We start from the raw sequence: 26,403 nt of genomic DNA on the forward strand, positions 1-26,403 counted from the left end.
GGCTGCAATAACCAAGCGTTGCAGATAGCAGAAACCAAAAGAGGGCCATCAGGCCCTCTTTTACATGGCGAGTGATCGGCGTGCGATCACAGACTGGCGGCGATCTGGGCACCGAGCGCCGCGTTGTTCAGTACCAGCTGGATGTTGGCGGCGAGCGAGTTGCCGCCGGTCAGCTCGCAGACGCGGGCCAGCAGGAAGGGGGTAGAGGCCTTGCCCTTGATCCCCCGCTCATCGGCTTCACGCAGCGCCAGGGCGATGGCCGCGTCGATATCGGCTTTAGGCATGGCGTGTGCGGTCGGGATGGGGTTGGTCACCACGGCGCCGCCCGCCAGTCCCAGCTCCCACTTGAGGCGCAGCACCTCGGCGATGGCGGCCGGGGTATCGAGCCGGTAATCGACCTTGAAGCCGCTCTCGCGGGTGTAGAAGGCGGGCAACTCTTCGGTCTGATAGCCGATCACCGGCACACCTTGCGTCTCCAGATATTCCAGCGTCAGCCCGATATCGAGGATCGATTTAGCACCGGCACAGACTACGGCCACCGGCGTCTGGGCCAGCTCCTGCAGATCGGCGGAGATATCGAAGGTCTCCTGCGCGCCGCGATGTACCCCGCCAATGCCACCGGTGGCAAAGACCCGGATCCCCGCCATGGCGGCGATGATCATGGTGGAGGCGACCGTGGTGGCCCCCATCCCCTTGCGCGCCAGCACGAACGGAATGTCGCGGCGGCTGCACTTGGTCACGTCGTGGCCAGCCCGGCCCAGCGCTTCCAGCGCCCCCGCATCGAGACCCACCTTGAGGCGGCCGTCGAGGATGGCGATGGTGGCCGGAATGGCGCCGTTATCGCGCACCACCTGCTCCACCTGACGGGCCGTCTCCACGTTCTGCGGATAGGGCATGCCGTGGGAGATGATGGTGGATTCGAGGGCGACCACCGGTTTGCCAGCGGCCAGTGCGGCAGCCACTTCCGGTTGGATATCGAGGTAAGCGTTCAGCATGAGTACTCCTCCAGTATGCGGTCAACGGCGGTCTTGCTCAGACCGGAAAAAACGGTATCGGAACAATTGACGGTGAGGGCGGCGCAGCCCAGGGCAAAGCGGGTGGTTTGGGCAATGTCGAGCTCTTGCAGCCAGGCGTGGGCGAGGCCAGCCATAAAGGCATCCCCGCCGCCGGTGACGTTGAGTACCGGACTGCCCAGCACCGGCAGGTGGCCCTGCTGCTCGCCATCGCTGTAGAAGATCCCCTGTTCACCCAGACTGAGGAACAGTCGCTTGACTCCGGCGCGGTGGAACCAGGCGGCCACCATGGGCCAGGTTTCGGGCCCGGCGATGGTCATGCCGCACAGCTGCTCGGCTTCGCTGCGATTGGGTTTGAGGGTGTGGATCTTGCCGAGCCAGGGGCGGATCTTCTCCACCTTGGCTACCGAGACGGTATCGACAAAGATGGCGTGATCCCCCTGTCGCTCGAACAGCCAGTCGAGGGTGTGGATGGCCAGATTGGTGTCGAGTACCCAGAGTCGGGCACCGCCGAGGAAGCCGCCGAGCGGGGTCAGGCGGGCGGGGGTGAGCTGCTCTATGATGGCCATGTCATTGATGGCGCAGCTCATTTCGCCACTGCCATCATGCAGGCTGAGGTAGCAGGAGGTGGTATGGCCATCGAGCACCAGGGTCTGGCGCACATCGACGCCAGCCCGCTGGCTCACCTCCAATAGATGGTGGCCATACTGGTCGTTGCCGACTGCGGTCAGCAACCGGGTATCGCTGCCGAGCCGCGCCAGATTCTCGGCGATATTGCGGCCGACACCGCCCGCCGAGGTGCGCACCTTGCCCGGGTTGGAGTCGCCGAGCAGCAGGTTGTCGTGGCTGGTGCCGCAAATATCCATATTGGCACCGCCGATCACCACCACGTAGGTGCCCTCTCGCAGTACATAACCTCTGCCTTGCACATACCCCTGCCGGATCAGGCTGGAGATGTGGCTGGCCAGCGCGGAGCGGCTGATGCCGAGGCGATCGGCCAGATCCTGCTGGGCAATCATGGGATCCTGACGCAGCAGGGCGAGGATCTCTTGTTCACGCTCAGTCATAGACAAACATCCATTTACAAACGTTTGTCTATTATTTCCGATAAACGTTTGCCGGCTATCGGTTTGTCCAAAATCTGTCGGGTTGCGCACAAAAAATCGACATCCGTGATGGGGCGACGAGTCGTTAAGCCTGGCGAGGTACTTTTAACGGGTCGGTGGCCCCACCGCGGCTTATAATGGCCGCCGCAAGAGGAGGAGAGATGATGAAAAAGAGTGCATTCTGCTGTGTGGGGCTGGTCAATCCCAAGTCCTCGGAAAATGTCGGCTCCGTGATGCGGGCTGCGGGCTGCTACGGGGTGGACGAGGTCTACTACACCGGCAACCGCTTCGAGCTGGCGCGCCGCTTTGCAACTGATACCAAGCAGATGGTGGAGAAGATCCCGCTGCTCGGAGTGGATGACCTGATGGCGTTTATCCCGCAGGGATGCGTGCCCGTGGTGGTCGATCTGATCGACGGCGCCACGCCGCTCCCCGATTATGTCCACCCGGAGCGCGCCTTTTATATCTTCGGGCCGGAGGATGGCACGCTCGATCCCGCGCTCTACGGGGCGGTGAAAGATGTGGTCTATGTGCCGACTCAAGGCTGCATGAATCTGGCCGCTTCGGTCAATGTGATCCTCTATGATCGCTTGGCGAAGAGGATGAGGGGTGCGTAATTAGCTCAGGGCTATCATTCAGGTGTCGGGCTGGCTGTGGCTTTCTGTTCCAGTTCCCTGATAAACCCTTGGTAGTAGTCATAGAGCTGATAGTGCTTATAGATGTCAGCCAGAGTCCCGCTACGGATCAACTCAACCATCCCCTTATCCCAGAGCTCCATCATCCGGTTGCCCTGGGGGGTGTCGGCAAAGATGGGGTAGGTCGGGATCCAGCGCAGGAAGGCGCGATGCAGGTTGGGTGGAATGTCCTCATTTGCATAGAGCACGCCGGCAGTCAGGTAATAGCGATAGCGCTCTTTGCCGAGCAGTTGCAGAGCCATCTCATCGCTATCGATTTCATGCCACTGCATGGTGACTGCAATGTATTTGTCGAATGCCCAGCCCCGTCGCCATAGCACAGATTGTCCCTGCAGGCTTTTTTCTCCCTGCCACTTTGGCTGCCATTTTTTGAGCATGAACACGGTCAGGTCATCCGCTGATGCGGGATAGCGAGGTTGTCGGACACCGGTGACTTCATCGCGATATACCCCCATCGCCATATCGCCTCCTTTTTTGGCAATCACAGCGAGAGCACGTTTATAGGGCACGATATGGGGGGTTACCTGATAACCGTGGGGTTGGTAGATGGCGCGAACCAGATCGAGATAAATGCCTTTGCCATCTTGTTGGCAAAAGCCGGGCCAGTCATCGCAATAAACCTCAATAGAATCTGCCCGGCAATTAACCACCGTGCACAAACAACAGAGTAACAGACAGATGCGTAACATGGTCAGCGCAGGTCTCGTTGGGGCAAAGGGAAAACGGATACCCTGCTTTATACCATGGCATTGATCGTGACAGGACGTAGAAAAATTCTCGCATCTCCATTTTGCGACAGGGTCGAGGGTTATTTTCGGTCGGGTTGTTATGATCATGAAAAGATTCAATAGTGCCCCAATCAGGAGAGGAGACTGCATTATGCCATCGATCAAAACGCTGCTCTGTCCGGTCGATTTTTCCCAAATGTCCCGTGCGGTACTCGACTATGCCGTATTCATGGCGCAGAGCCATCAGGCCCAGCTCAAGCTGATCCACGTGGTCGATCAACTGCACGGTTTTGACAGCTACAAAATCCTGCATATGACGGCAGTCGAGATCACCCACGAGATGGAGCGTCAGGCCAAAGCCCAGCTCAAAGAGCTGGTGGCGACGCTGCCGATCCCTGCCACCTTTGATATTCGCTTTGGCCGCGCTGCCGACGAGATCGTGATTCAAGCCAAGGATGATGAGGTGGAGCTGATCGTGATGGGCAGTCACGGCCGCTCCGGCATCAGCCATCTGCTGGTAGGCAGTGTCGCAGAATCCGTGGTGCGTCATGCTCCCTGCCCGGTACTGGTGGTGCGCCAATAACGCGCCCCGTTTAGCGTGAAAAGCGTAACAAACAAGGCCAGCGATTGCTGGCCTTGCGTTTTCTGCTGCCGTGCCCGCTAGCCGTGGGCGTAGATGACACTCCCTCCCTTGATGGTATCTATGATGGCCCGGGCCTGCTCCTTGGGCAGGGCCGGGCAACCCCAGCTGCGGCCCAGCTTGTCATATTTGCGCAGATGGGCCGGGCTGGCATAGGTGGCGCCATGTACCACAATGGCGCGTTTGCGAGCATTGCTGTTCTTGCCGGGGCTGAGCCCGTCCAGCCGCAGGGAGTAGCCATGCTTGCCCAGATAGGTTTCAGCGGTGCGGTAGACACCGAGGGAGCTTTGCCGGGAGTTGAGCTGGTTGGAAAAGCGTTCTGCGGCCAACTCACCCGAGTTGCGGCCATGGCTGACCCAAGTGTGATAGAGCAGCTTGTGGCGTTTCATGTCGATGACAAACAGTCTGCGCTGGGTAGATGGCTTGCTGTAATCGATGATGGTGAGAATGGCTTTGCGCTTGTGGCGCACGGTTTGATAACTGTTGAGGGCTTGGCGAAAGGTCTGTTTGTCCAGCTTGCCTGCCAGACCCAGCTGGCGATAGAGGCTCTGATCCCAGCTGGCATCTGCGGTGCTGCTCCAGATGAGCGATATCAACAGCAGTGGCAACAGCAACCACCCGTGTTGCCAGCCTGTGTTCCGGTCTGCTTGTCCCATCCTTGCATCTCTCCTTTGGCATTCCCTGCAACAGAGCTGATATCGCCCTCAATCTGCTCGATAGTTATATGCAAGGCGCTGAAAAGGCGCAATAAAAAAACCGGCCGCAGAGCGGCCGGAAGTAATTCAAACAGTAGACATTGGTATCACAGGGTATAACTGACTTCCAATTACTTAGAAGTTGTACTGCAGAGCCACACCAACTACGTCGTCAGTGTTCTGACCCAGCTTGCTGGTAGAGTCAGCAACGGAATCCAGCAGGTTGACCTTGTAGTCAACGTAGGCGTTGAAGTTGTCGGTGAAGTTGTACCAGGCACCGATAGATACGTACTCGGTGTAGGTATCATCGATACCGTGAGCAGTGTCTTTTACATCAGTGCGCAGGTAAGCCAGAGAAGGCTTGAACTTGCCGAGGGTGTACTGGGCAACGGCTTCGTAACCATCGTGCTTCTCGGCGTAGCCGTTGTTGACGAACAGGTGGTTCTCACCGTGGGAGTAGGTCGCCGCCAGATAGAGGTCACCCACAGCATACTTGGCACCAAAGCCCATCAGCTTGGCATCCTGGTCGCCACCAAAGGCGGCATAGCGAGCTTGCTCGTCGGTCTTGCCAGCCTGGTTATAGGCAGCAGACAGGCCCAGACCCATATCGAAGTCATAGGAAGCAGCTACAGCAAAACCTTCTTTGGAACCTTTCTTGTTCCAAGTGATGCCATTGGTGGTGAAGTTGGAGCGATCAGCATTCTGCGGATCGTTGTTGCCGGTGAACTGGGCACCCAGGGTCAGACCGTTGTAGGTGTACAGGTACTGGGCCAGACCGTTGGTACGGCCGGTACCGAATACTTCGGTGCCTTTGCCCAGGCCGTCACCGCCCCACTCGGGCAGTACGTCGGTGTAGTCGTTCACGATGCGGAACAGACCATCCTGACGACCGTAGCTGAATGCGCCGAAACGGTCGTGCTTGATGCCTGCGTAAGCGTAACGCAGTTCGTCGTTGTCAGAACCGGAGGTCGGCAGGTTGTACTCGGCAAAACCGAATGCCTTCATCTCGGGAGCAATCTTGGTCTCGCCGCGCATGTTTACACGGAAGTAGCTCTGGTCACCTTCGGAACCGTTGTCATCAGTGCCGTAGTACATACCCTGAGCACGGCCACCGATATCCAGCTTGGTATCGTTCTGGTTGTAAACGGTAGCGGCATGAGCGCCGCTCGCCAGCAGCAGGCTGGAGATGGCAATAGTCAGTGCAGACTTCTTCATATGCTTTATTCCTCTGATGTAAACACTTGGACCTGTTCCGGTCTTTGTTAGTTTGATCGGGATTGAACCGATGGGGACAAGGTAGAGCGGTTAACCTTGACTGGAGCTGAATCAGCGGCGGGTTACTTGTTGATGACTTTATTGTCATTATTGGGGCGGGCGGGTGATTGGTATTTTTGTTGTTCAGAATCAAGTGATTAGTTTTTAACTGCAGACAGGAAAACGGCAGTGTTTGTATAAAACACAGCCGTTTTGAACACGATCAGAGCGGTTTTTGCCACAGAGTCAGCAGCAGATCCTGTTCCAGCTCATCCGGGCCCTGTTGAGCGAAAGCGTGACGCTGCTCACCGGTGGCGCGCCAGCCGAGGCGACTGGTCTCCAGAATAAAGCTGCGCATGGCGTGATCCATGCTGAGGCTGAACTGACAGCGTTGTTGGGCCACCTGATTAAGGCCACCGAGGGTCGGCCAGCTGAGGGGGTGTTCCATGCTCACCGGGTTGAGGCTGACCCGCAGTTGCCACTGATGACGGGGGCCCGGCTGCAGATAGAGCAGATAGCCACCGGGGGCCAGCCACTCCGCCAGCAATTCGCTTCTTACCTTGAGATCGTTGACCAGCAGCACCTGAGCCGAGCCCGGCTGCAGCGGCGCGCGGGCGGGGTCGGCAATGACAAACTGGCCGTCCGGTTGCGCTTTTTTGGCGGCAAAGATGGTGTTCTTGGCGATATCAACACCAGCAAACTGCCAGCCGGGCAGACGCTCTGCCAGCGCACGGCAGTAGTAGCCTTCACCGCACCCGAGATGGATCAGCTCTTGCGGGGCCAGCGGAGAGAGCAGGGCGGCCATGGCCTCGACCAGCGGCAGTTGGTGGCCAGCTTCCAGAAAGTGGTGCTTGGCGCGCATCAGGGCGCGGCTGTCGCTGTCTTTGGGATTCTTCTTGCCGGGGATGAGATCCAGATAACCTTCCGGTGCCGGATCGAAGTGATGCTTGTTGTCGCAATAGCGGCCCTGGGAGGCTTCATGAAGATGAAGCGGGCTGCGGCAACGGGGACATTGAAGGTGCATAGAAACTCTCTTGGCGAACGCCGAAACAGGAAGGGCGTTCGGGATTATAGGGGAGAGGATCAAAAAAGGCTGCCGTAGCAGCCTTTTTTATCCCAAGGCCTCTGTCAGGCCCGTGGACGGGTCATCAGCGAGTGCCAAATACCACAATGGTCTTGCCGTGAGCAGAGATGAGCTCCTGCTCTTCCAGCATCTTGAGGATGCGGCCCACGGTTTCACGGGAGCAGCCTACGATCTGGCCGATCTCCTGGCGGGTGATCTTGATCTGCATGCCATCCGGGTGGGTCATGGCATCCGGCTGTTTGGCCAGGTTGAGCAGGGTCTGGGCGATCCGGCCGGTCACATCCAGGAAGGCGAGGTTACCCACTTTCTGGCTGGTGTGCTGCAGGCGCTTGGCCATCTGGCCAGAGAGGCGCAGCAGAATGTCCGGGTTGACCTGGATCAGCTGGCGGAACTTCTTGTAGGAGATCTCTGCGACTTCGCAGGATCCTTTGGCGCGAACCCAGGCGGAGCGCTCGGGGTTCTCGTTCTCTTCGAACATCCCCATCTCGCCCAGGAAGTCGCCCTGATTGAGATAGGAGAGGATCATCTCTTTGCCCTCATCGTCCTTGATCAAGACGGCCACCGTGCCCTTGACGATGTAGTAGAGGGTCTCCGCTTTTTCACCCGCATGAATCAGGGTGCTCTTGGCGGGATACTTATGAATGTGGCAGTGCGACAAGAACCATTCCAGGGTGGGATCGCTTTGCGGTTTGCCAATGACCATGAGAATTCCTCTGTAGTGTCTTTTTATGGACTTGTGCGTCCGGGCAAGTTGCCAATCTTGCCATTCCTTGTATTGGTCGCAGTAGGATAAGAGCCTTTGCCTGTGCTGACAAGGCTTTGCGGGCTTTTGAAAGAGCCCTTTGAGTAATGCCTGCTGCGCCGCTGCGGCCATTCTAGGGAAGATAGCGCTCGGAGATGTTGATTTTGATCTATTTCCATCCCGACAGTCGCCTCCCCACCGGGTCTGCGCATCGAGATATGCCGCTAGTCCGATGGCTGGGGTATGCTAGGCAGATCATACTATGGCGACAATAACTGAGGACGCGTGAGATGAAAGCCAGGGTCAGCTGGGTGGAAGGAATGAAGTTTGTGGGTGAGAGCGAATCCGGTCACAAGGTGATTCTGGATGGCGCCAACCCCGGTGAGGGCGCCAGCCCGATGGAGATGATCCTGCTGGCAGTCGGCGGCTGCAGCTCTATCGATGTGGTCTCTATCCTCGAGAAAGCGCGCCAGTCGGTAACTGCATGTCATGTCGATGTCAGTGGCGAGCGGGTCGATAGCGTGCCGCGGGTCTTCGAGACGATTAATCTGCACTTCGTGGTGACAGGCAAGGGATTGGCAGAGAAGCAGGTAGCCAGAGCGGTGGATCTGTCGATGGAAAAATATTGTTCTGTTTCCCTGATGTTGGAAAAAGCGGTACAAATTACCCATAGTTATCAAATTGTTGAAGCTTGATAACTGACGATTGTTTCGTTGAATCCCTGCCATAAGGCCATCACCTCAGGCCACGGCACAAGGTCATTACATAAGGCCACCACATAAGGAAAGTGCAATGAAAAAATTGATCGCTCTGCTTCCCCTGCTGGGTCTGGTTGCTTGCAGCAGTCCACAGCCTACCCAGTATCAATACAGCCAGTACCAGTGTGGCGAAGAGATGCTGGCCATTACCTATGATGCCCAGGCTGACATGGTGCAGTTCCCCTATGCCGGGGTTTACCACAAGCTGGGCCGCGTTGAGGCTGAGTCCGGTGCCAAATATTCAGACGGTGTGACCACCTTCTGGAATCAGGACAAGCAAGGGCTGCTCACCCAGAAAGGGGTGACCCTGCTGACCTGTACGCTGAAATAAGTGGCTGCACAGGTCTGAAGGTGTGCGGCTGTGTCCCCCAATCTGGCCAGGGTCAGATTGGGTCAAGAGGTTGACAGCACAAAAAAACGGCTTGCCGGGAGGCAAGCCGTTTTTCTATCTATCCATTATCGCTAAACAAGCGTTAGTTGGTCGGGACGCTATGAAGTAGTTCGGCCGCGAGCTGTTGGCTGAGCGCCTGACGCTGGCTGTCGGCAATGCTCACATCGCTGGTCAGCTGGATGATGCTGCTCCAGACCGCTTTCTGGGTTTTGCGATCGAGCAGTACGATGGCCAGCGAGCCTTTGCGTTCGTTGGCCGAGGCATAGACCCCCGGCGTCATGCCGAGGCGCGCGAAAATCTCGCCGTCGCTGATATCCTTGCCGCCTGCGACGCCGATGGCGACCCACAGATCGGCCTCGTCGAGCGGTGCGCTTTGCCACCCCTTGCCATTGAGCTCCCGGCTCACCGCCTGCTGCATCGGCTCCAGCCATCCTTCCGCCAGCTCACCGGCGAATTGATACTGCTCGGCCAGGGCGTAGCGTGGGGTCGCGCCATAGGTCCAAGTGCCAAGCGGGCGTACCAGCATGGTGCCGGACTCCAGCGTGGGGGCCGCCGGCCCGCTGCTGCAACCGCCCAGCAGGGCGAGCAGAGCCACAGAGAGATAAGCAAGCCGCATCGTGAACTCCTTTGAATCAGGTTATTTTGCCGGTTTCGAGCAATTGCTGGATGAGCGGGCGCAGGATCAGCTCCATCGCAAAACCCATCTTGCCGCCCGGCACTACTATGGTGTTCATTCGCGACATGAATGAGCCATCGATCATCGACAGCAGGTAGGGGAAGTCCACCTGCTTGATACCGCGAAACCGGATCACCAGCATACTCTCGTCCAGACTCGGGATCACCTTGGCACTGAAGGGGTTGGAGGTGTCCACCGTCGGCACCCGCTGGAAGTTGATATGGGTGCGGGAGAACTGCGGGGTGATGAAGTTGATGTAGTCATCCATGGAGCGAACGATGGAGTCGGTCACCGCCTCGCGCGAATGGCCCCGCTCCGAGGTATCGCGGATCAGCTTCTGGATCCACTCCAGGTTGACGATGGGCACCACGCCTATCAGAAAATCCACGTGGCGCGCCACATTGTGATCCTCGGTGACCACGCCGCCGTGCAGCCCTTCATAAAACAGCAGATCGGTATTGCTGGGCAGATGCTGCCAGGGGGTGAAGGTGCCGGGCATCTGGTTGAAGGGCACCGCCTCGTCAAAGCTGTGCAGGTAGCGGCGATACTGGCCATTGCCATCCTGGCCATAGCCCTGGAAAAAGCTCTCCAGCAGGCCGAAGTCATTGGCCTCCGGGCCGAAATAGCTGATGTGGCGTCCCTGTTCGCGCGCCTTGCGGATCGCTACATCCATTTCCGGTCGGGTGTAGCGGTGAAAACTGTCGCCTTCCACCACCGCCGCGGTATATCCCAGTTGATGGAACATGGAGCGAAAGGCGTTGGTCGAGGTGGAGGTGCCGGCACCGGACGAACCGGTAACGGCAATAATGGGGTGCTTGGCCGACATGGGATTCTCTCTTCCTTGGGAGTTCCGTTATAAGGTCAGAATTTCGGTTTGGTCAAGACGGTTCGACGAAGCGATCTTTCATGACGATATTCACCGATTCGTGCAGCTCGCTATAGACGATGACTGCCTTGCCTTGCTGTAATTGCGTTTTCACTGCGTCTACTTTGACGCCGAGCGGCACATCCTGCTCCCCGTACTCGGTTCCTTCCTGTAACACAAAGTGTTCGATCAGGTTGGTCAGGGTGTGGCCGTCCAGTTCTTGCCAGGGAATGATCATGATTGAAGTTGTCTTAGCTGCAATGTCGCTATTGTCTATCTGTGACCATCAAGCGCAAGGTATTTGTATGATTACGGGGACGGCCTGAGATGTTTTCTGTCGGTTCTCGTCCGCACGCTGCCGATTTTGACGACCATCTCTGGAGCATTCGCCGGCAGGCATTGAGTCAGGGGATCCGCTGGTTCTGGGTGGCCAATCTGCTTGGGTGCCTGCTGCTGCTGGTCCGTTTTTACGTTTACCAGCATGCCGAACTGATCATGGATAACCGGTTGCCCTGGCGTTACGAGTGGCAACTGTGGGCCATGATGGCTGGCAATATTCTCTACCCGCTGTTGCGCTGGTGGTTACTGTACAAGCCCGGTCGAGAGTGGTTGCGCGTACTGCAGGGCTATGCGCTGTTTTGGGGTTCCTGTTGGGCGCTGGTGGGTTATGCCACCGCCGTCACCGAGTTGAAGGGCGGATTCAGTCTCGCCTTCATGTCCCTCAGCCTGCTGCTGATGACCTCCCTGATCGCCCTCTATTGCGAAAAGAGCCTCTGTTACTGCTTTATGGCGCCCCCCTGGCTCTATCTGCTGATCGCCCCTCTGACGGTAGAGGTCCCCTTTATGCTCATGCATTTATTGCTGGTGATCGGCTTGGCGCTGTTGCTGGAGACGGGGCGGCGCATGCTCTATGGGTGGTTTGTGCTGGCGGTGGCCAGAGAGTACGAAAATCTGGCGCTGGCGTGCCGGCTGGATGGTCAGGCCAAGCAGGATCCGCTGACCGGGTTGGCCAATCGCCGCTACTTCAATCAGGTGGGGGAGCTGGCGATCAAGCAGGCGATGCTGCAGGAGCACTCCTTCGCGGTGATCTTGCTCGATGTGGATTTTTTCAAGAAGCTGAACGATTGCTATGGCCATCAACGGGGCGACGAGGTGCTGGTGAGCGTTGCCGGATGCTTGCGTGAGGTGGTGCGTAATCAGGGTGATCTGGTGGCCCGTTACGGCGGTGAGGAGTTTGTACTGTTATTGCCCAAGGCTACGTTGGCTATCGCCGAGACGGTGGCCCAGCGTGTGGCGGCGGCATTGGCGCGTCAGGCGTTGCCCCACGCCGAGTCCAGCGTGGCTGCCCATGTCACCGTGAGTCAGGGGATCGCCTTGTGGAAAAGCGGTGAATCTCTCGACCGGGTCATCGCCCGTGCCGATGAGGCGCTCTATCAGGCTAAGGCCGAGGGGCGCAACTGCTACCGTATTGCTCCTGCAGACACTCATCCAGCCAGCGACTGATCCGCTCGTCCAGCCAGAACCTTGGTCGCCAGGGCGTGCCGTGCAAAAAGCCGACATGGCCGCCGCGCTGGCTCAGCTCATAGCGCACCGTGGGCGAGAGTTGCTCCGGCCGGGGAATGACGGCGTGTGACATAAAGGGATCGTCGGCGGCGTGAATGACCAGGGTCGGGATCGGGATCTGGTGCAGCAGCGGCAGACCGGAGCAGCTCTGGTAGTAGTGGTTGGCGCTGTGAAAGCCGTGCAGCGGCGCCGTGACCTGTTCGTCAAAATCACGCAGGGTGGCAATCTGCTCCACTTGTCTGGGTTGCCAGCGTTCGCTTGCTTGCTGCTGGTGGCTGATCTTGCTGAGCAGGTTGCGGCGCATGGTGCGCAGCAGATAGTTCTGATAGACCTTCGAGAAACCCTGATTGACCCGCTCGGCGCAGCTCGCCAGTTGCAGCGGAGCCGAGACCACCACAGCCGCCTTCAGTGCCGCAGGGCAGGCGCGGGCCAGCAGATTGACCAGCATATTGCCACCGAGTGAAAAGCCGATGGCAATCAGCGGCTTGCCAGGGAAGCGCAGGCTCAGCGCGGCAATCACCTCCTGCGCATCACCGATGCCGCCGGAGTGATAGGCCTGCAGATGGCGATTGGGCTCGCCGCTGCAACCTCGAAAGTGCATCAGCACCGCCTCCCGGCCCTCTCGTTGCAGATGGTCGAACAATCCCTTGGCATAGTGGGAGTGAATGCTCCCCTCCAGCCCGTGAAACACCACTACCAGTGGCCGTTCGTCAAGGCGCACTTCCCCGCTCCAGGCGAGATCGACAAAGTCCCCATCCTGCAGTTCAAACCGCTCCGCCACAAAGCGGGCAGGGGTGCGGCGCAGCCATTTGGGCAATATGGTCTGCAGATGATGATTGCGGGCCCACCAGGGGGCGTGGAAGTGGCTCTCGGTCAGCATGGGGTCAGTCGGTCTGGGTCGAAGATAAGGAGGGCGGGAGGCGTGTTCCTCCCGCCAGTCATTGGCTTATTGTTGCAAATGATCGTGATGCTCGGCACCGCGCAGCATGGCCTGGATCAGCTCGTTGGCCTCGAACTTGGTCAGCGCCTCGTGGGCACCCACCTGATGGGCCCGCTCCACGCTGATCTCGCTGGAGAGTGAGGTGTGCAGGATGATATAGGCTCCCGCCAGCTTGCTGTCGCTCTGCACCTCGAAGGCCAGCTCGTAGCCATCGAGCCCCGGCATCTCGATATCGCTCACCAGAATGTCGATGGGGGTCTTCTGGCTCGCCCGCTCCTGCATCAGGGTCAATGCATCCTTGCCGTTGGAGCGGACTTCATAGGGGATATTGATGTAGTCCAGCGCCGCCATCAGCTGACGGCGGGCGACCGAGGAGTCATCGACCAGCAGGATCCGCATCGGCTTGATCCGTTCGCGCTGCACATCGGTCAGTACCGGATAGAGGTGGCTCGGGTCATCCGGATAGACCCGGGAGAGGATCAGCTCCACATCCAGCAACTGGATCAACTGGTCATTGACCCGGGTCACACCGGTGACGAACACATTCTGGCCGAGGGCAGCGGGCGGTGACTCGATATCGCGCCAGTTGCACTCGGTGATCTTGTCGATGCCCCGTACCAGAAAGCCCACCAACGTGCGGCGGCAGTCGGTGATGATGATGAAACAGTGGGGCATCTCCTCCTTGCTGATCGGGCGATAACCCACCGCCATCGCCATGTCGATCACCGGAATGGTGGAGCCACGCATATTGGCTGCCCCCAGCACGGTCGGATGCGAGTGCGGCATTGCCGTCAGCTGGGTGTAGGGCACTATCTCCTTTACCTTGAGGGTACCGATGGCAAAGGATTGTTTGGCTGAAAGGTGAAACAGCAACATGCCCTGGGATTGATTGGCTTTGCTCGTCATGGCAGATGTCCTGTTGGTCGAAACGTTGGCAGTCACTTCAGGCCTCTAGCATAAAGGATTACGGGGGGAATGGCCCTCCCTTGTTAGCGACCATCTGGCAAAAAACTGGACTCGTTTCACCGACTTTCTTGGCGTTATCACGCTGACAATCGGCTACTGGCCATCATCCCCGCTAACGCCCCACTGCTGACAGGCAGCTTGCAGCGCGGCCTCATTGGCATAGCCCAGCTTGCTGGCCACCTGTACGGGTTTGCTGCCGCCCTTCAGCAATCTGAGCGCCTGCAGCAGTTGCCACTGCTGTTGCAGAGCAAGGCCTTCTACAGGCGCATCGGCCTGTTGTGCCCATAGTTGCAGAGACTCTGGCTGGCCACTGGCCAGGGCTTGCCAGCGAGTTTGCAGATCACGGTATCCCTGCTGGCTGATGGCGCACTCTTGCAACTCATCCAGGATCACCTGCAGTCGCTGACCGTAAACCCCTTGCCACTCTTGTGGTCGCTGCCACCGGGCCTGCGAATCGAGCAGGGCATCGAGCAGCGGCGTGGCCTCTAGCCAGCCAGCCTGCTGCGGCTGATCAAGGCGCAGGGAGACATTCAGCTGATCGTAATCGCAACCGCTGAGCGGGCTGAAGGCGGCGAGGGCATCGGCGCAGAGCCAGAAGCTGCTGCCTGCAGGCAATAACAGCTCATGCTGGCCCAGTCTCAGCAGCGCGGCGCCCCGGGTGATCCGCAACAGCTGCCCGACCGGGGTCCGTTTGCGGTTGCCGGCGTGCAGGCCCTGGCAGGAAAAATGGTGATACTCGATGGCGTGATGCATGTAAAAACCCTGATATGATGCTGCCTGGAGGTAACAAATATGGAAACCAGACGTAAAAAACGCTTCATTGCCGGTGCTGTCTGCCCGGCGTGCGGCAAGTTGGACAACATGATGCTGTATCTGGAGCATGGAGTCGAGAAGGTGACCTGCGTCGCCTGTGGCGACACCCAGGTACAAACGCCGGCCGAGGTCGACAAGCAGACGCGCGAGGCGGAAGAGGTGATCGGGGTGTTTCGTCCCTGATGAGTCAATGGCTGGTGCGATGCGGGTCTCCTCGCTGACGCTGTTGCCGTTTTTTTCGTCACCCGGAGGCGCGGCACGGCATATGCGCGGCCCGCTTTTTAGGGTATTCTGAGCCCGTTTTTTTCTATCCGCAGGATCCTGACATGAAAGTAGCTCCTCTGAGCGTGGTTACGCTGGAATACACAGTCACCGACGAGCACGGTGAAGTCATCGACAGCACTGTCGGCAAAGAGCCGCTGGTCTATCTGCACGGCACCCGTTACCTGGTCTCTGGCCTAGAAGCCGAGCTGGAAGGTCGCGCGGTAGGTGAAGCCTTCGAAGTGACACTGGCACCGAGCCAGGCCTACGGCGAATATGACGAGACGCTGGTACAAGAAGTACCGGGCGAGCTGTTCGACGGCATGGAAGTCTCCGAAGGGGATACTTTTGTGGCTGAGACCGACGATGGCCACCGTCCGGTGACCGTGGTTGAAGTGTCCGAAGAGTTCGTCAAAGTGGATGGCAACCATCCGCTGGCTGGCGTGACCCTGGGCTTCAAGGTCGAGATCAAGGACGTGCGTGCTGCCACTGCCGAAGAGCTGGCCCACGGCCACGTTCACGGTGCCGGTGGTTGCGGTCACGATCACGGTCATGACCACGATCACGGCGGCTGCTGTGGCGGTCATGGTCACGACCATGATGACGACGACCAGGGCGGTTGCTGTGGTGGTGCTGGCCACGGTCACGATCATGGCCACGACCACGGTGACGACCATGCTGATGGTCAGGGTAAAGGCGGCTGCTGCGGTGGCGGCGGTTGCGGTGGCAAAGGCCATCACCACTGATCACGGCCATGCCGATGATAAAAAACCCGCGATTTATCGCGGGTTTTTTATTGGCGCTCTCAATCACGTTATGCATGAGGACCGACGCCCCATGCATACAGACGTGATAGATCTCGCTATCGCAGTGTTGTCATTGCACGCAGACTGGGCAGAAGGCGTAAGTGCCTTGCGGGTCGTTGAAGCGGGTGAGCGGGTCGAGGCTGCGGTTCACTTCCACCAATGCCTTGCCAAATCCTGCTGGCAACCAGCTTTGTAACTGGGGAGCCAGCACTTGGGCGCTGCTGTCAAACAGCTGGCGCAGGAACTTGTCCTTGGCAGACTCCTCCTGCTCGATGGGGGTCACCTGCCACTCCTTGAGGTTGGCCAGCTCGGCGGCGGCCTTGATGGCGTCATCCAGATTGCCGAACTCGTCCACCAGACCCAGGGTCTTGGCATCTTCGCCGGTCCAGACCCGACCTTCGGCCGCTTTCTCGGCCTCTTCCGGGCTCAGGCCGCGGCCCTTGCTGACCAGACCGATGAAGCGCTGATAGGTATCTTCCACGCTCAGCTGGATTGCCTGACCGACGTGATCCGGCAGGGCGCGGGTTGGGCCAACGCCCACGTAATCTGTGGTGCCGACCCCGTCGGTATGTACCCCGAACTGGGCCAGTGCCTTGTCGATGGTGGCGAACATGCCGAACACCCCGATGGAGCCGGTGAGGGTGGTGGGGGAGGCAAAAATCTTGTCCGCATCGGCAGAGATCCAGTAGCCACCGGAAGCGGCATAGCTGCCCATGGAGACCACCACCGGTTTGCCTGCCTGTTTCAGGGCCAGCAGCTCGGCGCGGATCTGCTCGGCGGCGAAGGCGCTGCCGCCGGGGCTGTCGACCCGCAAGACCACGGCTTTAACCTTGTCATCGCGGCGGGCATCGGCCAGCAGATCGGAGAGCGTATCGCCACCGATGGTACCGGCAGGCTGCACGCCATCCATGATGGCGCCGCTGGCGACCACCAGACCCACCTCATCCTTGCCACTCTGGGGATACTGTTCGGGCGCGGCGGCCAGATACTCTTTCAGGCCGACCCCTTTCCAGCCGTGATCGTCCGCTTCGCCAACCTCTTTAATGACCGCCTGGGTCATCTCGTCGCGGGTGGCCAGCTGATCCACCAGACCGTTGTCGAGGGCGTAGTTGGCGGCATTGCCGCCGGCCTTGCGCAGCAGTTCGAGGAAGCGCTCCTTGCCCGGCGCCACGGCGTCAGGCTCGATCTCCCGCTGCTCGGCGACATCCGCCACATAGGATTGCCACAGCTGATCCAGCCAGCGTTGGTTCGCCTCCTTGCTCTCGGGGGACATCTCGTCGCGGGTATAGGGCTCGACGAAGGATTTGTAGGTACCGACCTTGAACACGTGCGGGGTGATGTTGAGCTTCTCCAGTGCCGACTTGAAATAGGTCTGGTAGACGCCAAGCCCCTCGATCACCACGGCGCCACTCTGGTTAAGCAGCACGTGATCGGCATGGGCCGCCAGCAGGTACTGGCCCTGGCTGTAGAAGTCGGCCATGGCGATCACCGGTTTGCCGCTCTCCCGGAAGGAGTCGATGGCGCTCGCCACCTCCTGCAGCTTGGAGAAGTTGGCTCCCTGTAGCCCTTGCGGCTTGATCACCAGCGCCTTGATGCGCTCATCATCCTTGGCACTCTTGATGGCCCACAGCAGGTCGGAGAGGACGATCTCGCTCGGCTGCTCGTCGCTGCTGTCCATCTGGCGCAGCAGCTGTACGGTGGGATCGGTCTGGGAGCGTTGCTCCACCAGCACGCCGTTGAGATTGAGGGTCAGCGCCCCTTCGATGGGAGCCTGAGGGGCCTCTTTCTGGCTGACGCTGAAAACGATGACCAGCACTACGATGAGAAACAGCAGATTGACCAGCATCAGCCGGGTGAAATTGAGCAGGCGCCACAGGCTGCGGAACAACCAACCCAGACCTTTGAAAATAGACATAGTCGCGTTATCGCCCTGTTAATGGGTAAAGAAGGGTCATTATTAACCAGTTGCGGGCGAAATTGCCATTTCCCACTGGTGGATCCCGCCTATCTTCGTTCAGGGCACGGCTGTTCGCTGAAAATTTGTCCAAACATTTGTTTGAAAAAGGATTTTCGATTCTTTACTCTAGCCTCAGTTTGATAACAAAAAATTAACTGGAGGCATCGTGAGCCGCTATCCGACCCTGCTGACCCCGCTCGACCTTGGTTTTACCCAGCTGCGCAACCGGGTGTTGGGCGTTGTTCCATGCACCCTGGCCTTAAAGAGGAAGGCATCATGAGTCGCTATCCCCATCTGCTGACGCCCCTTGACCTCGGTTTTACCCAGCTGCGCAACCGGGTGTTGATGGGCTCCATGCATACCGGCCTCGAAGAGGAGAAGGGCGGTTTTGACAAGCTGGCCGCCTTCTATGCCGAGCGGGCCCGCGGTGGCGTTGGCCTGATCGTCACTGGCGGTATCGCCCCCAATCTGCGCGGTCGGCTGGTACCTCACGGCTCCCAGCTGAGCTTCCCCTGGCAGGTGAGCAAGCACAAGAAGGTGACCAGCGCCGTGCATCAGGAGGGGGGCAAGATAGCGCTGCAGCTCCTCCATGCCGGTCGTTACGCCTATCATCCCTTCAGTCTGGCGCCGAGCGCCCTCAAGGCTCCCATCTCCCCGTTCAAACCGCGCGCTATGAGCGAGCGGCAGATCCGTGGCACCATCCGCGACTTTGCCGCCACCGCAGCGCTGGCCAAGGCGGCCGGTTATGACGGCGTCGAGGTGATGGGCTCGGAAGGTTATCTCATCAACCAGTTCATCTGCGAGCGCACCAACAAGCGCACCGATGGCTGGGGCGGCAGCAGCGAAAACCGGATGCGCTTTCCGGTGGAGATTGTCCACGCCATCCGCGAGCGGGTCGGCACCGACTTCATCATCATCTTCCGCCTCTCCATGCTCGATCTGGTGGAACAGGGTTCGACCCTGGAAGAGGTGATTGCGCTCGGCAAAGCGCTGGAGCAGGTCGGCGTGACCCTGATCAACACCGGCATCGGCTGGCATGAGGCGCGCATTCCCACCATCGCCACCAGCGTGCCGCGCGGCGCTTTCAGCTGGGTGACCGCCGAGCTGAAAAAGCATCTCAAGGTGCCGCTTATCACTACCAACCGGATCAACACCCCTGAGGTGGCCGAGCGGATTCTGGCGGGGGGCGAGGCGGATATGGTCTCCATGGCGCGCCCCTTCCTGGCTGATCCCGAGTTTGTCATCAAGGCGGCCGAGAACCGGGCAGACGAGATCAATACCTGCATCGCCTGCAATCAGGCTTGCCTCGACCATGTGTTCAAGCAGAAGCGCGCCTCCTGTCTGGTCAATCCCCGCGCTTGTTTCGAGACCGAGCTGACGTTCGGTCGGGTGCCCCAGCCCAAAAAGCTGGCGGTGGTGGGGGCGGGCCCGGCCGGGCTGGCGTTTGCCTGCTACGCTGCCGAGCGCGGTCATCAGGTGAGCCTGTTCGATCAGGCGAGCGAGATTGGCGGCCAGTTCAATTTCGCCAAGCAGATCCCCGGCAAGGAGGAGTTTCACGAGACCCTGCGCTATTTCGCCAAGCGGTTGGAGAAGTGCGGCGTCGAGCTTTACCTTGGTCAGCGCCAGAGTGCCGAGAGCCTGCTCGGCGGCGGTTTTGACGAGGTGATCCTCGCCACCGGCATCCGCCCGCGCACCCCCAACATCCCGGGGATCGAGCATCCCAAGGTATTGAACTACCTCGATGTATTGCGGGATCACAAGCCGGTCGGCCAGAAGGTGGCGGTGATCGGCGCTGGCGGCATCGGCTTCGATGTGGCCGAATTCCTTGTGGAGAAAAGGGTTGAGACAGATGCCGGGAGCCACCGTGATCACTGGCTCAAGGAGTGGGGCATCGACAAGCAACTCGGCGAGCGCGGCGGCCTCACGACTCCTGAAATCGACGCCCCCGAGCGCCAGATCTGGCTGCTCCAGCGCAAGGAGAGCAAGGTGGGTGACGGCCTTGGCAAGACCACCGGCTGGATCCACCGTACCGTGCTCAAGAACCGCAAGGTGCAGATGCTCTCCGGGGTGCAATATCTGGGGATCGATGACGAGGGCTTGCACATTCAGGTGGGTGAGACCAAACAGTGTCTGCCGGTGGATCAGGTGATCATCTGCGCCGGGCAGGAGCCCCTCAAGGAGCTGCAGGCCGGGTTGCAGGCGGCAGGCAAGCCGGTGCACATCATCGGCGGTGCCGACGTGGCTGCCGAGCTGGATGCCAAGCGGGCCATCCGCCAAGGGGCCGAGCTGGCGGCCGTCATCTGAGCCTGTTCAGCCATGCGTAAAGGGACCAGACGGTCCCTTTTTCGTGGGTTTGCTCGCGTGGTCACCATGGCGAGAGAAGCCGGTTGTCGAACTGATGGCGTTACAATATGGTACAGATTGTACCCGTTTGACGATTCATTCATACGGATTGCTTGCGGGCAGATTATCGACGTCAGTTGCAGTGGCATCCATGTGGGGTCAGGGTAATCTCTGGCACTTGGTCGTGGGTGGTGCCCATCGACGATGGCTGTCTGCCCGGTGTCGGATATGTCGAGTCTGGTAAAAGGAATTGCCATGAGCCCTGCGAAGTCAACGATTTCTGCCCACATGCCGGTGCGTTCCCTGAGTGTCATCGCTCTGGCCACTGTGATTGCATTGCATACTACCCCTGCTACGGCCGACCCTTCCGGGCAACTGGTTTTTCTTGGCTGGACTGCAGATGGACAACATTCGCTCTGGCTGTCAGCCGTCTCTCCGGGCCAGTTTGAGGTTGAGTCGGCCAAACAGAGCCAGATCTATGACAGCTGGAGTCAGGGACACCAAGGATTGCATCTGACGGTTTCTCCCGAGGTACAAAACGGGGGGACTCACAAGCTTTACGCCTACATAGACTCAAGCTCCGGTAAGCGGGTTCTGCTTGATACAGATAACCAGCAAGCCGGGCATTTTACTTTCCCCAATACATTTCCCCCGCCAAGTTTGCCTTCCAAACCAACACTGCCACCTACGGGGGTGATGCCGACCCGGCCTGGTGGAGTGCAGCCGCCGATCGCCACGCTACCGCCCACGGGGGTGATGCCGACCCGACCCGGTGGAGTACAGCCACCGATCGCCACGCTACCGCCCACGGGGGTGATGCCGACTCTGCCCGGCGGGGTGCAGCCGCCGATCGCCACGCTACCGCCCAAGGGGGTGATGCCGACTCTGCCCGGCGGGGTACAGCCGCCGATCGGCACGTTGCCACCCGGGGGGCTCTTGCCCAATCCGGGATTGCCCCAGCCTCTGGTGCCGGTCAGCCCGCCGGCTGTGGTTGGCGCCGGTCAACAGGCGAGCGAACGAGCCCTGAATGATCGCGTGCTGTGCGTGATGGCGGATGAGCGGGCGCAACTGCCGCCCGAGCAGCGGGATCAGTACCCGGATTGTCCCTTCACCCGCACCGATCTGGCTGCGCAGGCCCAACCGGCGGTACGGCAGTGGAGTCTGTGGGGTGATGAGGTCTACTACGACATCTCGGATCATCGAGAAGGTGCAAATGTGTCTGGCAGCACCAATGTATTCAGTCTGGGGGCCGAGACGCGCCTCAACCCCGAGTTGAGCGTTGGTTTTATCGTCTCCCGGGTCGACAGCAAGGTGGACTCTTTCAACGGTGGTATGCGCTTGGCGACCGGTGGTTACAATATCGGCCCCTATCTGGTCTATCAGGCGTCGGAGCGCTGGATGCTGGATGCCACCCTGATGTACGGCTGGATGGACAATGAGCAGGATCTGCTGTTCCTCTCGGGGGACTATGGCTCAAGGTCGCTGAGTGGCAGCTTGGGGACCACGGGCCAGTACTTCTGGGAGCAGTTGTCAGTGCGTCCGCGACTGGCTCTGAACTACAGCCATAGCCACAGCGAAGGCTATCCGTTGCAGGGGGATTATCAAGGGTTGGCATTGAAACTGGACAGAGAGAGTGACAGCTACAACCAGGGCAACCTGATCGGCTCGGTCGAATTCAGCCGGATCTACCATACCTCCGGTGGCCTGCCGCTGATGCCCTATGGGGAGTTGGGGGTGGATTATGGCTTTGAGAGACCCAACGATGGCTATATCCTGACGGGCAATCTTGACTCTGCACGCACCGAACCGCTCAGTGGCACTGTACGGCTGGGATTGCGTACCCTGCTTGATGGTTCGACAACGCTGACGACCAGTGCGGGTTATCTCAGCCTTGGTCAGGATGGGCTCAACATTTGGGAATGGCGCATCAATCTCTCCAAGCCATTCTGATACCCGGGAAGTGAGCGCGGCTGTTTGCCGTGTTCCCCTTCCTCTCAATAAAGGAGCTCCCGATGGATGCACTTACTCTACTACTCAACCGCCACTCCTGTGGCCGCCTGACCACACCCGCCCCCAGTGGTGAGGTGCTCGACAATATCCTCAAGGCGGGTCTGCGCGCGCCGGATCACGGCACCCTGACTCCCTGGCAATTCATTCTGTTTGAAGGGGAGGGGCGCGAGCGGCTGGGCAAGCTGTTGGCCGAGGCGGCCCGTGCTCGTGGCGAGGATGACGATAGCGTCAAGAAGTGCAGCGAAGCGCCGTTGCGCGCCCCCTTGGTCGTGGCGGTGGCAACCCGTTATCAGGAGCACCCCAAGGTGCCGAAACTGGAGCAGGAGCTCTCCGCCGGATGCGCCCTGATGGCGATGCAGATGGCGGCGCAGGCGCAGGGCTTCAACGGCATCTGGCGCTCCGGCTGGTTTATCTTCGATGCGCAGGTCAACAAGGGACTGGGATTGGCGCCAGAGGATCAGCTGGTGGGCTTCCTCTACCTCGGCACCCCCATGCTGGAAGCGCGCAAACTACGCGAACTGCCGCGTGATGAGTTTGTCCGCCGTTTCTGACACCTCGGTCACGTTGCGCTAGAAAAAGTAAAGCCTCGAGAAATCGGGGCTTTTTTGTTTAACCATGGATAGTAACCAGAGTGGTTGGGGAAAATAAATGGGTCAAAGAGGCTTCGCGCGCCATAGCAGGTAATTATTTAAATAGTGCGATGTACCTCGCAATCCTGTTGTATTTCACTATGTAAAACGTTTGCGCATTCGATAATATCTCCCTGCCAGTTTAGAAGGGCACTCCTTCTAATTTTTCTGCGATGAGAGTCGCAATTCCGTAGCACCTTTTAACAGCCCAACGTCTTCGTGACATTGGGCTTTATTTTTTATGGGGTGTCGGGGCGGCGGTGAGCTGATGGCGGCATCGGCTCACCGCCCGGTTGGCTACCTTATGCCCTGTTTTTGGCTGGCAGGATCCGGGCCGGGTTGCCGACTACCCGAGCTCCGGCCGGTACATCTTTAGTGACTACGGCACCCGCGCCGATGATCGCCTCCCGCCCTATGGTGACGCCGGGCAGCAAGATGGCGCCGCCCCCAATCCAGACCTTGTCTTCAATGGTGACCGGCAGCGCCGTCTCTGTTCCCTGAATCCGTTCGCCGGCCTCCAGTGCATGGGCTGCGGTATAGATCTGCACATTTGGCCCAATCATCACGTTGGCGCCGATGCGGATGGGGGCATTGTCCAGCAGGGTCGCCCCCATATTGATGTAGGAGTCCTTACCAAGCTGAATATGACGGCCATAGGTGCAGTAGAGGGGCGGGCAGATAAAGGCGTTTTCTGCCAGTTCGCCAACCAGCTCCGCCAGCAGTGTCCGCTGCTCTGCTTCCTCTTCCGCCTGATTGAAACGGCGATAGCGCCGTGCTGCCTCCAACCGCAGCTGCGCTAATTCCGGTGCCATGCAGTTGTAAGGTTGGCTGCTGATCATCTTCTGGTATTCGCTCATGGCAGGGCCTCAATGATGTGGAAGAACGATGTTAATCCCTCATTGGCCAGAGAAGCGTGAACCGTCCCCCAGAGTAGGAAAGGGGGGAGAAACAACAAGAGCACCCGTGGGTGCTCTTGTTTAATAAAGATGCTGACTTGCCGCCTTGAGAGCGGGAGCTATGTTTAGCCGTGTTTGCGGCCGGAGAGGCGGCACCACTCTTCTTTGACGGCGGTCGGGTCCATATTGAACCACTGACCATAGATGGTTTCCAGCTCCGGGGCCTGGCTCTCCAGCACGCCGGAGAGGGCCATCAGGCTGCCCGGCTTGCCGTGGCCAGCGATCAGCGGTGCCAGTTCGCGCAGCGGGCCGGCCAGGATATTGGCGACTACGACGTCCGCTTCGACATCTTGCGGCTGGTCGGCCGGCAGGTAGAGTTCGATCTGGCCCGCAACGCCATTACGCTCGGCGTTGTCGTGACTGGCCTGGATGGCCTGCGGGTCGATGTCGATGCCGATGACGCGGGCGGCACCCAATTTCAGGGCGGCGATGCCGAGAATGCCGGAGCCACAGCCAAAATCGACCACGGTTTTACCGGTCAGATCCAGCCCATCCAGCCACTGCAGGCAGAGGGCTGTGGTGGGGTGGGTACCGGTACCGAAGGCCAGACCCGGATCCAGCATGACGTTGACCGCATCGGGGTTCGGCACATCGCGCCAGCTCGGGCAGATCCAGAGGCGTTCGCCAAACTGCATGGGGTGGAAGTGATCCATCCACTCGCGCACCCAGTCCTTGTCTTCCAGCTGCTCGACCTTGTAGCCGACGTTTTCGCCGAAGATCTGCTGGAAGAAGGCGATGGTGGGGGCCGGATCGGTTTCGGCATCGAACAGACCCATCACTTCGGTCTCGCCCCAGAGCGGGGTTTCACCGGGCATGGGTTCATAGACGGGCACATCCTTGGCATCCATAAAGGTCACAGCCTGGGCTCCACGCCCCAGCAGCATGTTGCTCACCTTGTCTGCAGTCTTGGCAGTGGCGTTGATTCGAATTTGTATCCAGGGCATGGCGTCGACTCTTCATAAATGTGAAACCGCGAGATTCTATCATCATGGGGCTGTGCTGTCGTGGTTTGCCCATGATGTGGGGGGATATGGGGGCTTTTGTCGGATTGGCACGGTTCCTGTATTGCTCTATGCAGGCGAAGACGATCGGTTTTCGCTGAACGCTTTGCTCAAGTTCCGTCATCTTTCACTGCCACCCTCGGGTGGCATTTTTTTATCTGCGCTTGTTTGCCAGCTAAGACGTCTGCCAGACAAAAAAAGAGCAAGGTTGATACCTTGCTCAAGGACGGGCTGGCGCCGACTTGGCGCATTCATGCTGCTGTTGGCACGCCAGATGCAAAGACTAGATTGTCCTGCATAAGGATATGTGTGTGATTGTTACCCCAATGTTCAGGTATTCAGGCCATTTCTCGCGAAATGGCCTCTTTTTTGGCTGATTGTCGGACGTTGGCTTGTCACTGGCTGTCATGAGTGCCGCTGGTTGTGCCCGTTTGGGGCATCTCCTTGGTGAACTTATCCCATCATGGTGCGTTTGAGGGCTTAGTTGGCAAAGCCGCTCATGTCGATCACCAGCTTGCCTACCATACGGCCCGCCTCGACCTCGGCATGGGCCTGAGCCAGCGTGACCGGGGTCAGTGAGGGGATGGTTCTGGTCAGAGTGGTCTGCAATACCCCTTCATCGACCAGTGCTGCCACCCGGCCGAGCAGGTGGTGCTGCTCGATCATGTCCGGCGTCTGGAACAGGGATCGGGTGAACATGAACTCCTGACTGAAGGTGACACTCTTGCTCTTGAGCAGGGAGAGATCCCACGGCTCGCTCGATTCGGCGATGGTACAGATATGGCCAAACGGGCGGATCAGCCCGGCCATGGTGGCCCAGTGCTCGGCAGTGGCGTTGGTGCAGAAGATGGCATCGACCTGCGTGATGCCAAGGGCGGTCAGCTCCTCCTGCAACTTGTGGTGGTTCACGACCTGATGGGCGCCCATCTCGAGGCACCACTCGCGGCTCTCTGGGCGGGAGGCGGTAGCAATCACCTCCATGCCGGTGAGCTGGCGGGCCAGCTGGATGGCGATGGAGCCCACGCCACCGGCGCCGCCGATGATCAGCAGTTTGCCACGGCTCTCGCGGGTGAGGGCGAAGCGCTCGAACAGGGTCTCCCAGGCGGTGATGGCGGTGAGCGGCAGGGCGGCGGCCTCCACATCGCTCAGGGTGGTGGGGGCGATCGCGGCGATGCGCTCATCCACCAGTTGCAAGGCGCTGTTGCTGCCCGGACGGCTGATGTCGCCGGCATACCAGACTCGGTCGCCCGCCTTGAACAGGGTGACTTCGCTGCCGGTGGCGATCACTTCCCCCACCGCATCCCAGCCCAGTACCCTGGGCGAGCTTTCAATTTTGGCCTTGGGCGAGCGCACCTTGGTATCCACCGGATTGACGGAGGTGGCGGTGACCCGCACCAGCAGATCCCGCGGACCCGGAACGGGATCGTGCAGGTTGGCGGCGATAAAGCAGTCGGGGTGGTCGCTTGGCAGATAGTGAGTCAGGGCAATGGCTTTCATGGTTTTTCCTTTCA

At 59.3% G+C, this 26,403-nt stretch carries 27 protein-coding genes; 10 read left to right on the plus strand and 17 right to left on the minus strand.

Translation table 11 applies throughout. The features are described 5' to 3' along the window. Positions 1-86: 86 nt before the first annotated feature. Together BN1115_RS19580 and BN1115_RS19585 are read right to left on the minus strand one after the other, a co-directional pair. A complete protein-coding gene (locus BN1115_RS19580) occupies positions 87-995 on the minus strand; it encodes a pseudouridine-5'-phosphate glycosidase (protein ID WP_042658479.1) in 909 nt (302 codons plus the stop codon). Further along, a complete protein-coding gene (locus BN1115_RS19585) occupies positions 989-2,080 on the minus strand; it encodes a PfkB family carbohydrate kinase (protein ID WP_042658480.1) in 1,092 nt (363 codons plus the stop codon). Before BN1115_RS19585 ends, BN1115_RS19580 begins: the two co-directional genes overlap by 7 nt. Positions 2,081-2,283: 203 nt before the next feature. Here BN1115_RS19585 and BN1115_RS19590 point away from each other — a divergent pair, with 203 nt between their 5' ends. Next, positions 2,284-2,736 (plus strand): RNA methyltransferase, encoded by a 453-nt coding sequence (locus BN1115_RS19590; RefSeq protein WP_042658533.1) that lies wholly within the window; start codon positions 2,284-2,286, stop codon positions 2,734-2,736. 14 nt (positions 2,737-2,750) lie between these two features. On the opposite strand, the gene BN1115_RS19595 is transcribed toward BN1115_RS19590, so the two are convergent. After that, the gene (locus tag BN1115_RS19595) at positions 2,751-3,503 is read right to left on the minus strand and encodes a substrate-binding periplasmic protein (RefSeq protein WP_042658481.1); all 753 of its coding nucleotides are present in this window, start codon (positions 3,501-3,503) and stop codon (positions 2,751-2,753) included. A 190-nt stretch (positions 3,504-3,693) separates the two neighbouring features. Between BN1115_RS19595 and BN1115_RS19600 the strand changes: the two genes are divergently transcribed. Continuing rightward, positions 3,694-4,125 carry a universal stress protein gene (locus BN1115_RS19600; protein WP_042060878.1) on the plus strand — a complete coding sequence of 144 codons (432 nt, stop codon included), beginning with the start codon at positions 3,694-3,696 and terminating at the stop codon, positions 4,123-4,125. 77 nt (positions 4,126-4,202) lie between these two features. Here the strand turns inward: BN1115_RS19600 and BN1115_RS19605 are convergent, their stop codons facing one another. The 4 genes from BN1115_RS19605 to crp form a co-directional block, all read right to left on the minus strand. Beyond that, positions 4,203-4,838, minus strand: a complete 636-nt coding sequence (locus BN1115_RS19605) for a murein L,D-transpeptidase catalytic domain family protein (RefSeq protein ID WP_042658482.1) — start codon at positions 4,836-4,838, stop codon at positions 4,203-4,205. Between the two features lie 174 nt (positions 4,839-5,012). After that, positions 5,013-6,092 carry a porin gene (locus tag BN1115_RS19610; protein ID WP_042658483.1) on the minus strand — a complete coding sequence of 360 codons (1,080 nt, stop codon included), beginning with the start codon at positions 6,090-6,092 and terminating at the stop codon, positions 5,013-5,015. Positions 6,093-6,354: 262 nt separating this feature from the next. Next, positions 6,355-7,155 (minus strand): putative RNA methyltransferase, encoded by an 801-nt coding sequence (locus tag BN1115_RS19615; protein ID WP_042658484.1) that lies wholly within the window; start codon positions 7,153-7,155, stop codon positions 6,355-6,357. Between the two features lie 124 nt (positions 7,156-7,279). Then, positions 7,280-7,918, minus strand: coding sequence for a cAMP-activated global transcriptional regulator CRP (gene crp / locus BN1115_RS19620; RefSeq protein WP_033135974.1), 639 nt, complete (start codon positions 7,916-7,918; stop codon positions 7,280-7,282). A gap of 329 nt (positions 7,919-8,247) precedes the next feature. Between crp and BN1115_RS19625 the strand changes: the two genes are divergently transcribed. Both BN1115_RS19625 and BN1115_RS19630 read left to right on the plus strand, forming a co-directional pair. Beyond that, positions 8,248-8,652 carry an OsmC family protein gene (locus BN1115_RS19625; protein WP_042658485.1) on the plus strand — a complete coding sequence of 135 codons (405 nt, stop codon included), beginning with the start codon at positions 8,248-8,250 and terminating at the stop codon, positions 8,650-8,652. 97 nt (positions 8,653-8,749) lie between these two features. Further along, a complete protein-coding gene (locus tag BN1115_RS19630; RefSeq protein ID WP_042658486.1) occupies positions 8,750-9,046 on the plus strand; it encodes an MliC family protein in 297 nt (98 codons plus the stop codon). A gap of 142 nt (positions 9,047-9,188) precedes the next feature. On the opposite strand, the gene BN1115_RS19635 is transcribed toward BN1115_RS19630, so the two are convergent. The 3 genes from BN1115_RS19635 to BN1115_RS19645 are packed head-to-tail and all read right to left on the minus strand — an operon-like array spanning position 9,189 to position 10,885. Beyond that, positions 9,189-9,722, minus strand: a complete 534-nt coding sequence (locus BN1115_RS19635) for a DUF4136 domain-containing protein (RefSeq protein WP_042060890.1) — start codon at positions 9,720-9,722, stop codon at positions 9,189-9,191. A 16-nt stretch (positions 9,723-9,738) separates the two neighbouring features. After that, positions 9,739-10,608 (minus strand): phosphoribulokinase, encoded by an 870-nt coding sequence (locus tag BN1115_RS19640; RefSeq protein ID WP_042658487.1) that lies wholly within the window; start codon positions 10,606-10,608, stop codon positions 9,739-9,741. 52 nt (positions 10,609-10,660) lie between these two features. After that, positions 10,661-10,885, minus strand: a complete 225-nt coding sequence (locus BN1115_RS19645) for a YheU family protein (RefSeq protein WP_042658488.1) — start codon at positions 10,883-10,885, stop codon at positions 10,661-10,663. An 89-nt stretch (positions 10,886-10,974) separates the two neighbouring features. Between BN1115_RS19645 and BN1115_RS19650 the strand changes: the two genes are divergently transcribed. Next, positions 10,975-12,150, plus strand: a complete 1,176-nt coding sequence (locus BN1115_RS19650) for a sensor domain-containing diguanylate cyclase (protein ID WP_042658489.1) — start codon at positions 10,975-10,977, stop codon at positions 12,148-12,150. Here the strand turns inward: BN1115_RS19650 and BN1115_RS19655 are convergent. From BN1115_RS19655 to BN1115_RS19665, 3 genes are all read right to left on the minus strand, one after another. Next, positions 12,086-13,090 carry a hydrolase gene (locus BN1115_RS19655; RefSeq protein WP_042658490.1) on the minus strand — a complete coding sequence of 335 codons (1,005 nt, stop codon included), beginning with the start codon at positions 13,088-13,090 and terminating at the stop codon, positions 12,086-12,088. The genes BN1115_RS19650 and BN1115_RS19655 overlap by 65 nt on opposite strands. A gap of 66 nt (positions 13,091-13,156) precedes the next feature. Then, entirely contained in the window at positions 13,157-14,056 is a 900-nt protein-coding gene (locus BN1115_RS19660) for a chemotaxis protein (protein ID WP_042658491.1), read from the minus strand. Positions 14,057-14,209: 153 nt separating this feature from the next. After that, positions 14,210-14,869: a hypothetical protein gene (locus tag BN1115_RS19665; RefSeq protein ID WP_042658492.1), complete on the minus strand. Its 660-nt coding sequence runs from the start codon at positions 14,867-14,869 to the stop codon at positions 14,210-14,212. Positions 14,870-14,908: 39 nt separating this feature from the next. Between BN1115_RS19665 and BN1115_RS19670 the strand changes: the two genes are divergently transcribed. Continuing rightward, positions 14,909-15,112: a YheV family putative zinc ribbon protein gene (locus BN1115_RS19670; RefSeq protein ID WP_005335287.1), complete on the plus strand. Its 204-nt coding sequence runs from the start codon at positions 14,909-14,911 to the stop codon at positions 15,110-15,112. 143 nt (positions 15,113-15,255) lie between these two features. After that, positions 15,256-15,936 carry a peptidylprolyl isomerase gene (gene slyD, locus BN1115_RS19675; protein WP_042658493.1) on the plus strand — a complete coding sequence of 227 codons (681 nt, stop codon included), beginning with the start codon at positions 15,256-15,258 and terminating at the stop codon, positions 15,934-15,936. Between the two features lie 130 nt (positions 15,937-16,066). On the opposite strand, the gene sppA is transcribed toward slyD, so the two are convergent. Then, positions 16,067-17,911, minus strand: coding sequence for a signal peptide peptidase SppA (gene sppA, locus BN1115_RS19680; protein ID WP_042658494.1), 1,845 nt, complete (start codon positions 17,909-17,911; stop codon positions 16,067-16,069). Positions 17,912-18,229: 318 nt separating this feature from the next. Here sppA and BN1115_RS19685 point away from each other — a divergent pair, with 318 nt between their 5' ends. From BN1115_RS19685 to BN1115_RS19695, 3 genes are all read left to right on the plus strand, one after another. Then, positions 18,230-20,257 carry an oxidoreductase gene (locus BN1115_RS19685; protein ID WP_042658495.1) on the plus strand — a complete coding sequence of 676 codons (2,028 nt, stop codon included), beginning with the start codon at positions 18,230-18,232 and terminating at the stop codon, positions 20,255-20,257. Between the two features lie 795 nt (positions 20,258-21,052). Next, positions 21,053-22,246: an autotransporter outer membrane beta-barrel domain-containing protein gene (locus tag BN1115_RS19690; protein ID WP_244152303.1), complete on the plus strand. Its 1,194-nt coding sequence runs from the start codon at positions 21,053-21,055 to the stop codon at positions 22,244-22,246. Positions 22,247-22,308: 62 nt separating this feature from the next. Beyond that, the gene (locus BN1115_RS19695) at positions 22,309-22,857 is read left to right on the plus strand and encodes an NAD(P)H nitroreductase (RefSeq protein WP_042658496.1); all 549 of its coding nucleotides are present in this window, start codon (positions 22,309-22,311) and stop codon (positions 22,855-22,857) included. 380 nt (positions 22,858-23,237) lie between these two features. Here the strand turns inward: BN1115_RS19695 and BN1115_RS19700 are convergent, their stop codons facing one another. The 3 genes from BN1115_RS19700 to BN1115_RS19710 all read right to left on the minus strand — a co-directional run bounded on the left by BN1115_RS19700 (position 23,238) and on the right by BN1115_RS19710 (position 26,389). Beyond that, positions 23,238-23,792 (minus strand): sugar O-acetyltransferase, encoded by a 555-nt coding sequence (locus tag BN1115_RS19700; protein ID WP_042658497.1) that lies wholly within the window; start codon positions 23,790-23,792, stop codon positions 23,238-23,240. A 164-nt stretch (positions 23,793-23,956) separates the two neighbouring features. Next, positions 23,957-24,835, minus strand: coding sequence for a 50S ribosomal protein L11 methyltransferase (prmA, locus tag BN1115_RS19705; RefSeq protein WP_042658498.1), 879 nt, complete (start codon positions 24,833-24,835; stop codon positions 23,957-23,959). 537 nt (positions 24,836-25,372) lie between these two features. Continuing rightward, positions 25,373-26,389 (minus strand): zinc-binding alcohol dehydrogenase family protein, encoded by a 1,017-nt coding sequence (locus BN1115_RS19710; protein ID WP_042658499.1) that lies wholly within the window; start codon positions 26,387-26,389, stop codon positions 25,373-25,375. Positions 26,390-26,403 lie beyond the last annotated feature (14 nt).

The sequence above is a fragment of the Aeromonas allosaccharophila genome (assembly GCF_000819685.1).
GTDB lineage: Bacteria > Pseudomonadota > Gammaproteobacteria > Enterobacterales > Aeromonadaceae > Aeromonas > Aeromonas allosaccharophila.

Bases quoted from the DNA above. Each gene is read 5' to 3' on its own strand.
- BN1115_RS19625 (WP_042658485.1), top strand. From the start codon at position 8,248: ATGAAAGCCAGGGTCAGCTGGGTGGAAGGAATGAAGTTTGTGGGTGAG.
- BN1115_RS19700 (WP_042658497.1), bottom strand. From the start codon at position 23,792: ATGAGCGAATACCAGAAGATGATCAGCAGCCAACCTTACAACTGCATG.
- BN1115_RS19695 (WP_042658496.1), top strand. From the start codon at position 22,309: ATGGATGCACTTACTCTACTACTCAACCGCCACTCCTGTGGCCGCCTG.
- BN1115_RS19665 (WP_042658492.1), bottom strand. From the start codon at position 14,869: ATGCATCACGCCATCGAGTATCACCATTTTTCCTGCCAGGGCCTGCAC.
- BN1115_RS19635 (WP_042060890.1), bottom strand. From the start codon at position 9,722: ATGCGGCTTGCTTATCTCTCTGTGGCTCTGCTCGCCCTGCTGGGCGGT.
- BN1115_RS19685 (WP_042658495.1), top strand. From the start codon at position 18,230: ATGAGTCGCTATCCCCATCTGCTGACGCCCCTTGACCTCGGTTTTACC.
- BN1115_RS19585 (WP_042658480.1), bottom strand. From the start codon at position 2,080: ATGACTGAGCGTGAACAAGAGATCCTCGCCCTGCTGCGTCAGGATCCC.
- BN1115_RS19640 (WP_042658487.1), bottom strand. From the start codon at position 10,608: ATGTCGGCCAAGCACCCCATTATTGCCGTTACCGGTTCGTCCGGTGCC.
- BN1115_RS19655 (WP_042658490.1), bottom strand. From the start codon at position 13,090: ATGCTGACCGAGAGCCACTTCCACGCCCCCTGGTGGGCCCGCAATCAT.
- BN1115_RS19710 (WP_042658499.1), bottom strand. From the start codon at position 26,389: ATGAAAGCCATTGCCCTGACTCACTATCTGCCAAGCGACCACCCCGAC.
- BN1115_RS19595 (WP_042658481.1), bottom strand. From the start codon at position 3,503: ATGTTACGCATCTGTCTGTTACTCTGTTGTTTGTGCACGGTGGTTAAT.
- BN1115_RS19630 (WP_042658486.1), top strand. From the start codon at position 8,750: ATGAAAAAATTGATCGCTCTGCTTCCCCTGCTGGGTCTGGTTGCTTGC.
- BN1115_RS19610 (WP_042658483.1), bottom strand. From the start codon at position 6,092: ATGAAGAAGTCTGCACTGACTATTGCCATCTCCAGCCTGCTGCTGGCG.
- BN1115_RS19615 (WP_042658484.1), bottom strand. From the start codon at position 7,155: ATGCACCTTCAATGTCCCCGTTGCCGCAGCCCGCTTCATCTTCATGAA.
- BN1115_RS19650 (WP_042658489.1), top strand. From the start codon at position 10,975: ATGTTTTCTGTCGGTTCTCGTCCGCACGCTGCCGATTTTGACGACCAT.
- BN1115_RS19580 (WP_042658479.1), bottom strand. From the start codon at position 995: ATGCTGAACGCTTACCTCGATATCCAACCGGAAGTGGCTGCCGCACTG.
- BN1115_RS19660 (WP_042658491.1), bottom strand. From the start codon at position 14,056: ATGACGAGCAAAGCCAATCAATCCCAGGGCATGTTGCTGTTTCACCTT.
- BN1115_RS19670 (WP_005335287.1), top strand. From the start codon at position 14,909: ATGGAAACCAGACGTAAAAAACGCTTCATTGCCGGTGCTGTCTGCCCG.
- BN1115_RS19645 (WP_042658488.1), bottom strand. From the start codon at position 10,885: ATGATCATTCCCTGGCAAGAACTGGACGGCCACACCCTGACCAACCTG.
- prmA (WP_042658498.1), bottom strand. From the start codon at position 24,835: ATGCCCTGGATACAAATTCGAATCAACGCCACTGCCAAGACTGCAGAC.
- slyD (WP_042658493.1), top strand. From the start codon at position 15,256: ATGAAAGTAGCTCCTCTGAGCGTGGTTACGCTGGAATACACAGTCACC.
- crp (WP_033135974.1), bottom strand. From the start codon at position 7,918: ATGGTCATTGGCAAACCGCAAAGCGATCCCACCCTGGAATGGTTCTTG.
- BN1115_RS19605 (WP_042658482.1), bottom strand. From the start codon at position 4,838: ATGGGACAAGCAGACCGGAACACAGGCTGGCAACACGGGTGGTTGCTG.
- BN1115_RS19690 (WP_244152303.1), top strand. From the start codon at position 21,053: ATGCCGACCCGACCCGGTGGAGTACAGCCACCGATCGCCACGCTACCG.
- BN1115_RS19600 (WP_042060878.1), top strand. From the start codon at position 3,694: ATGCCATCGATCAAAACGCTGCTCTGTCCGGTCGATTTTTCCCAAATG.
- sppA (WP_042658494.1), bottom strand. From the start codon at position 17,911: ATGTCTATTTTCAAAGGTCTGGGTTGGTTGTTCCGCAGCCTGTGGCGC.
- BN1115_RS19590 (WP_042658533.1), top strand. From the start codon at position 2,284: ATGAAAAAGAGTGCATTCTGCTGTGTGGGGCTGGTCAATCCCAAGTCC.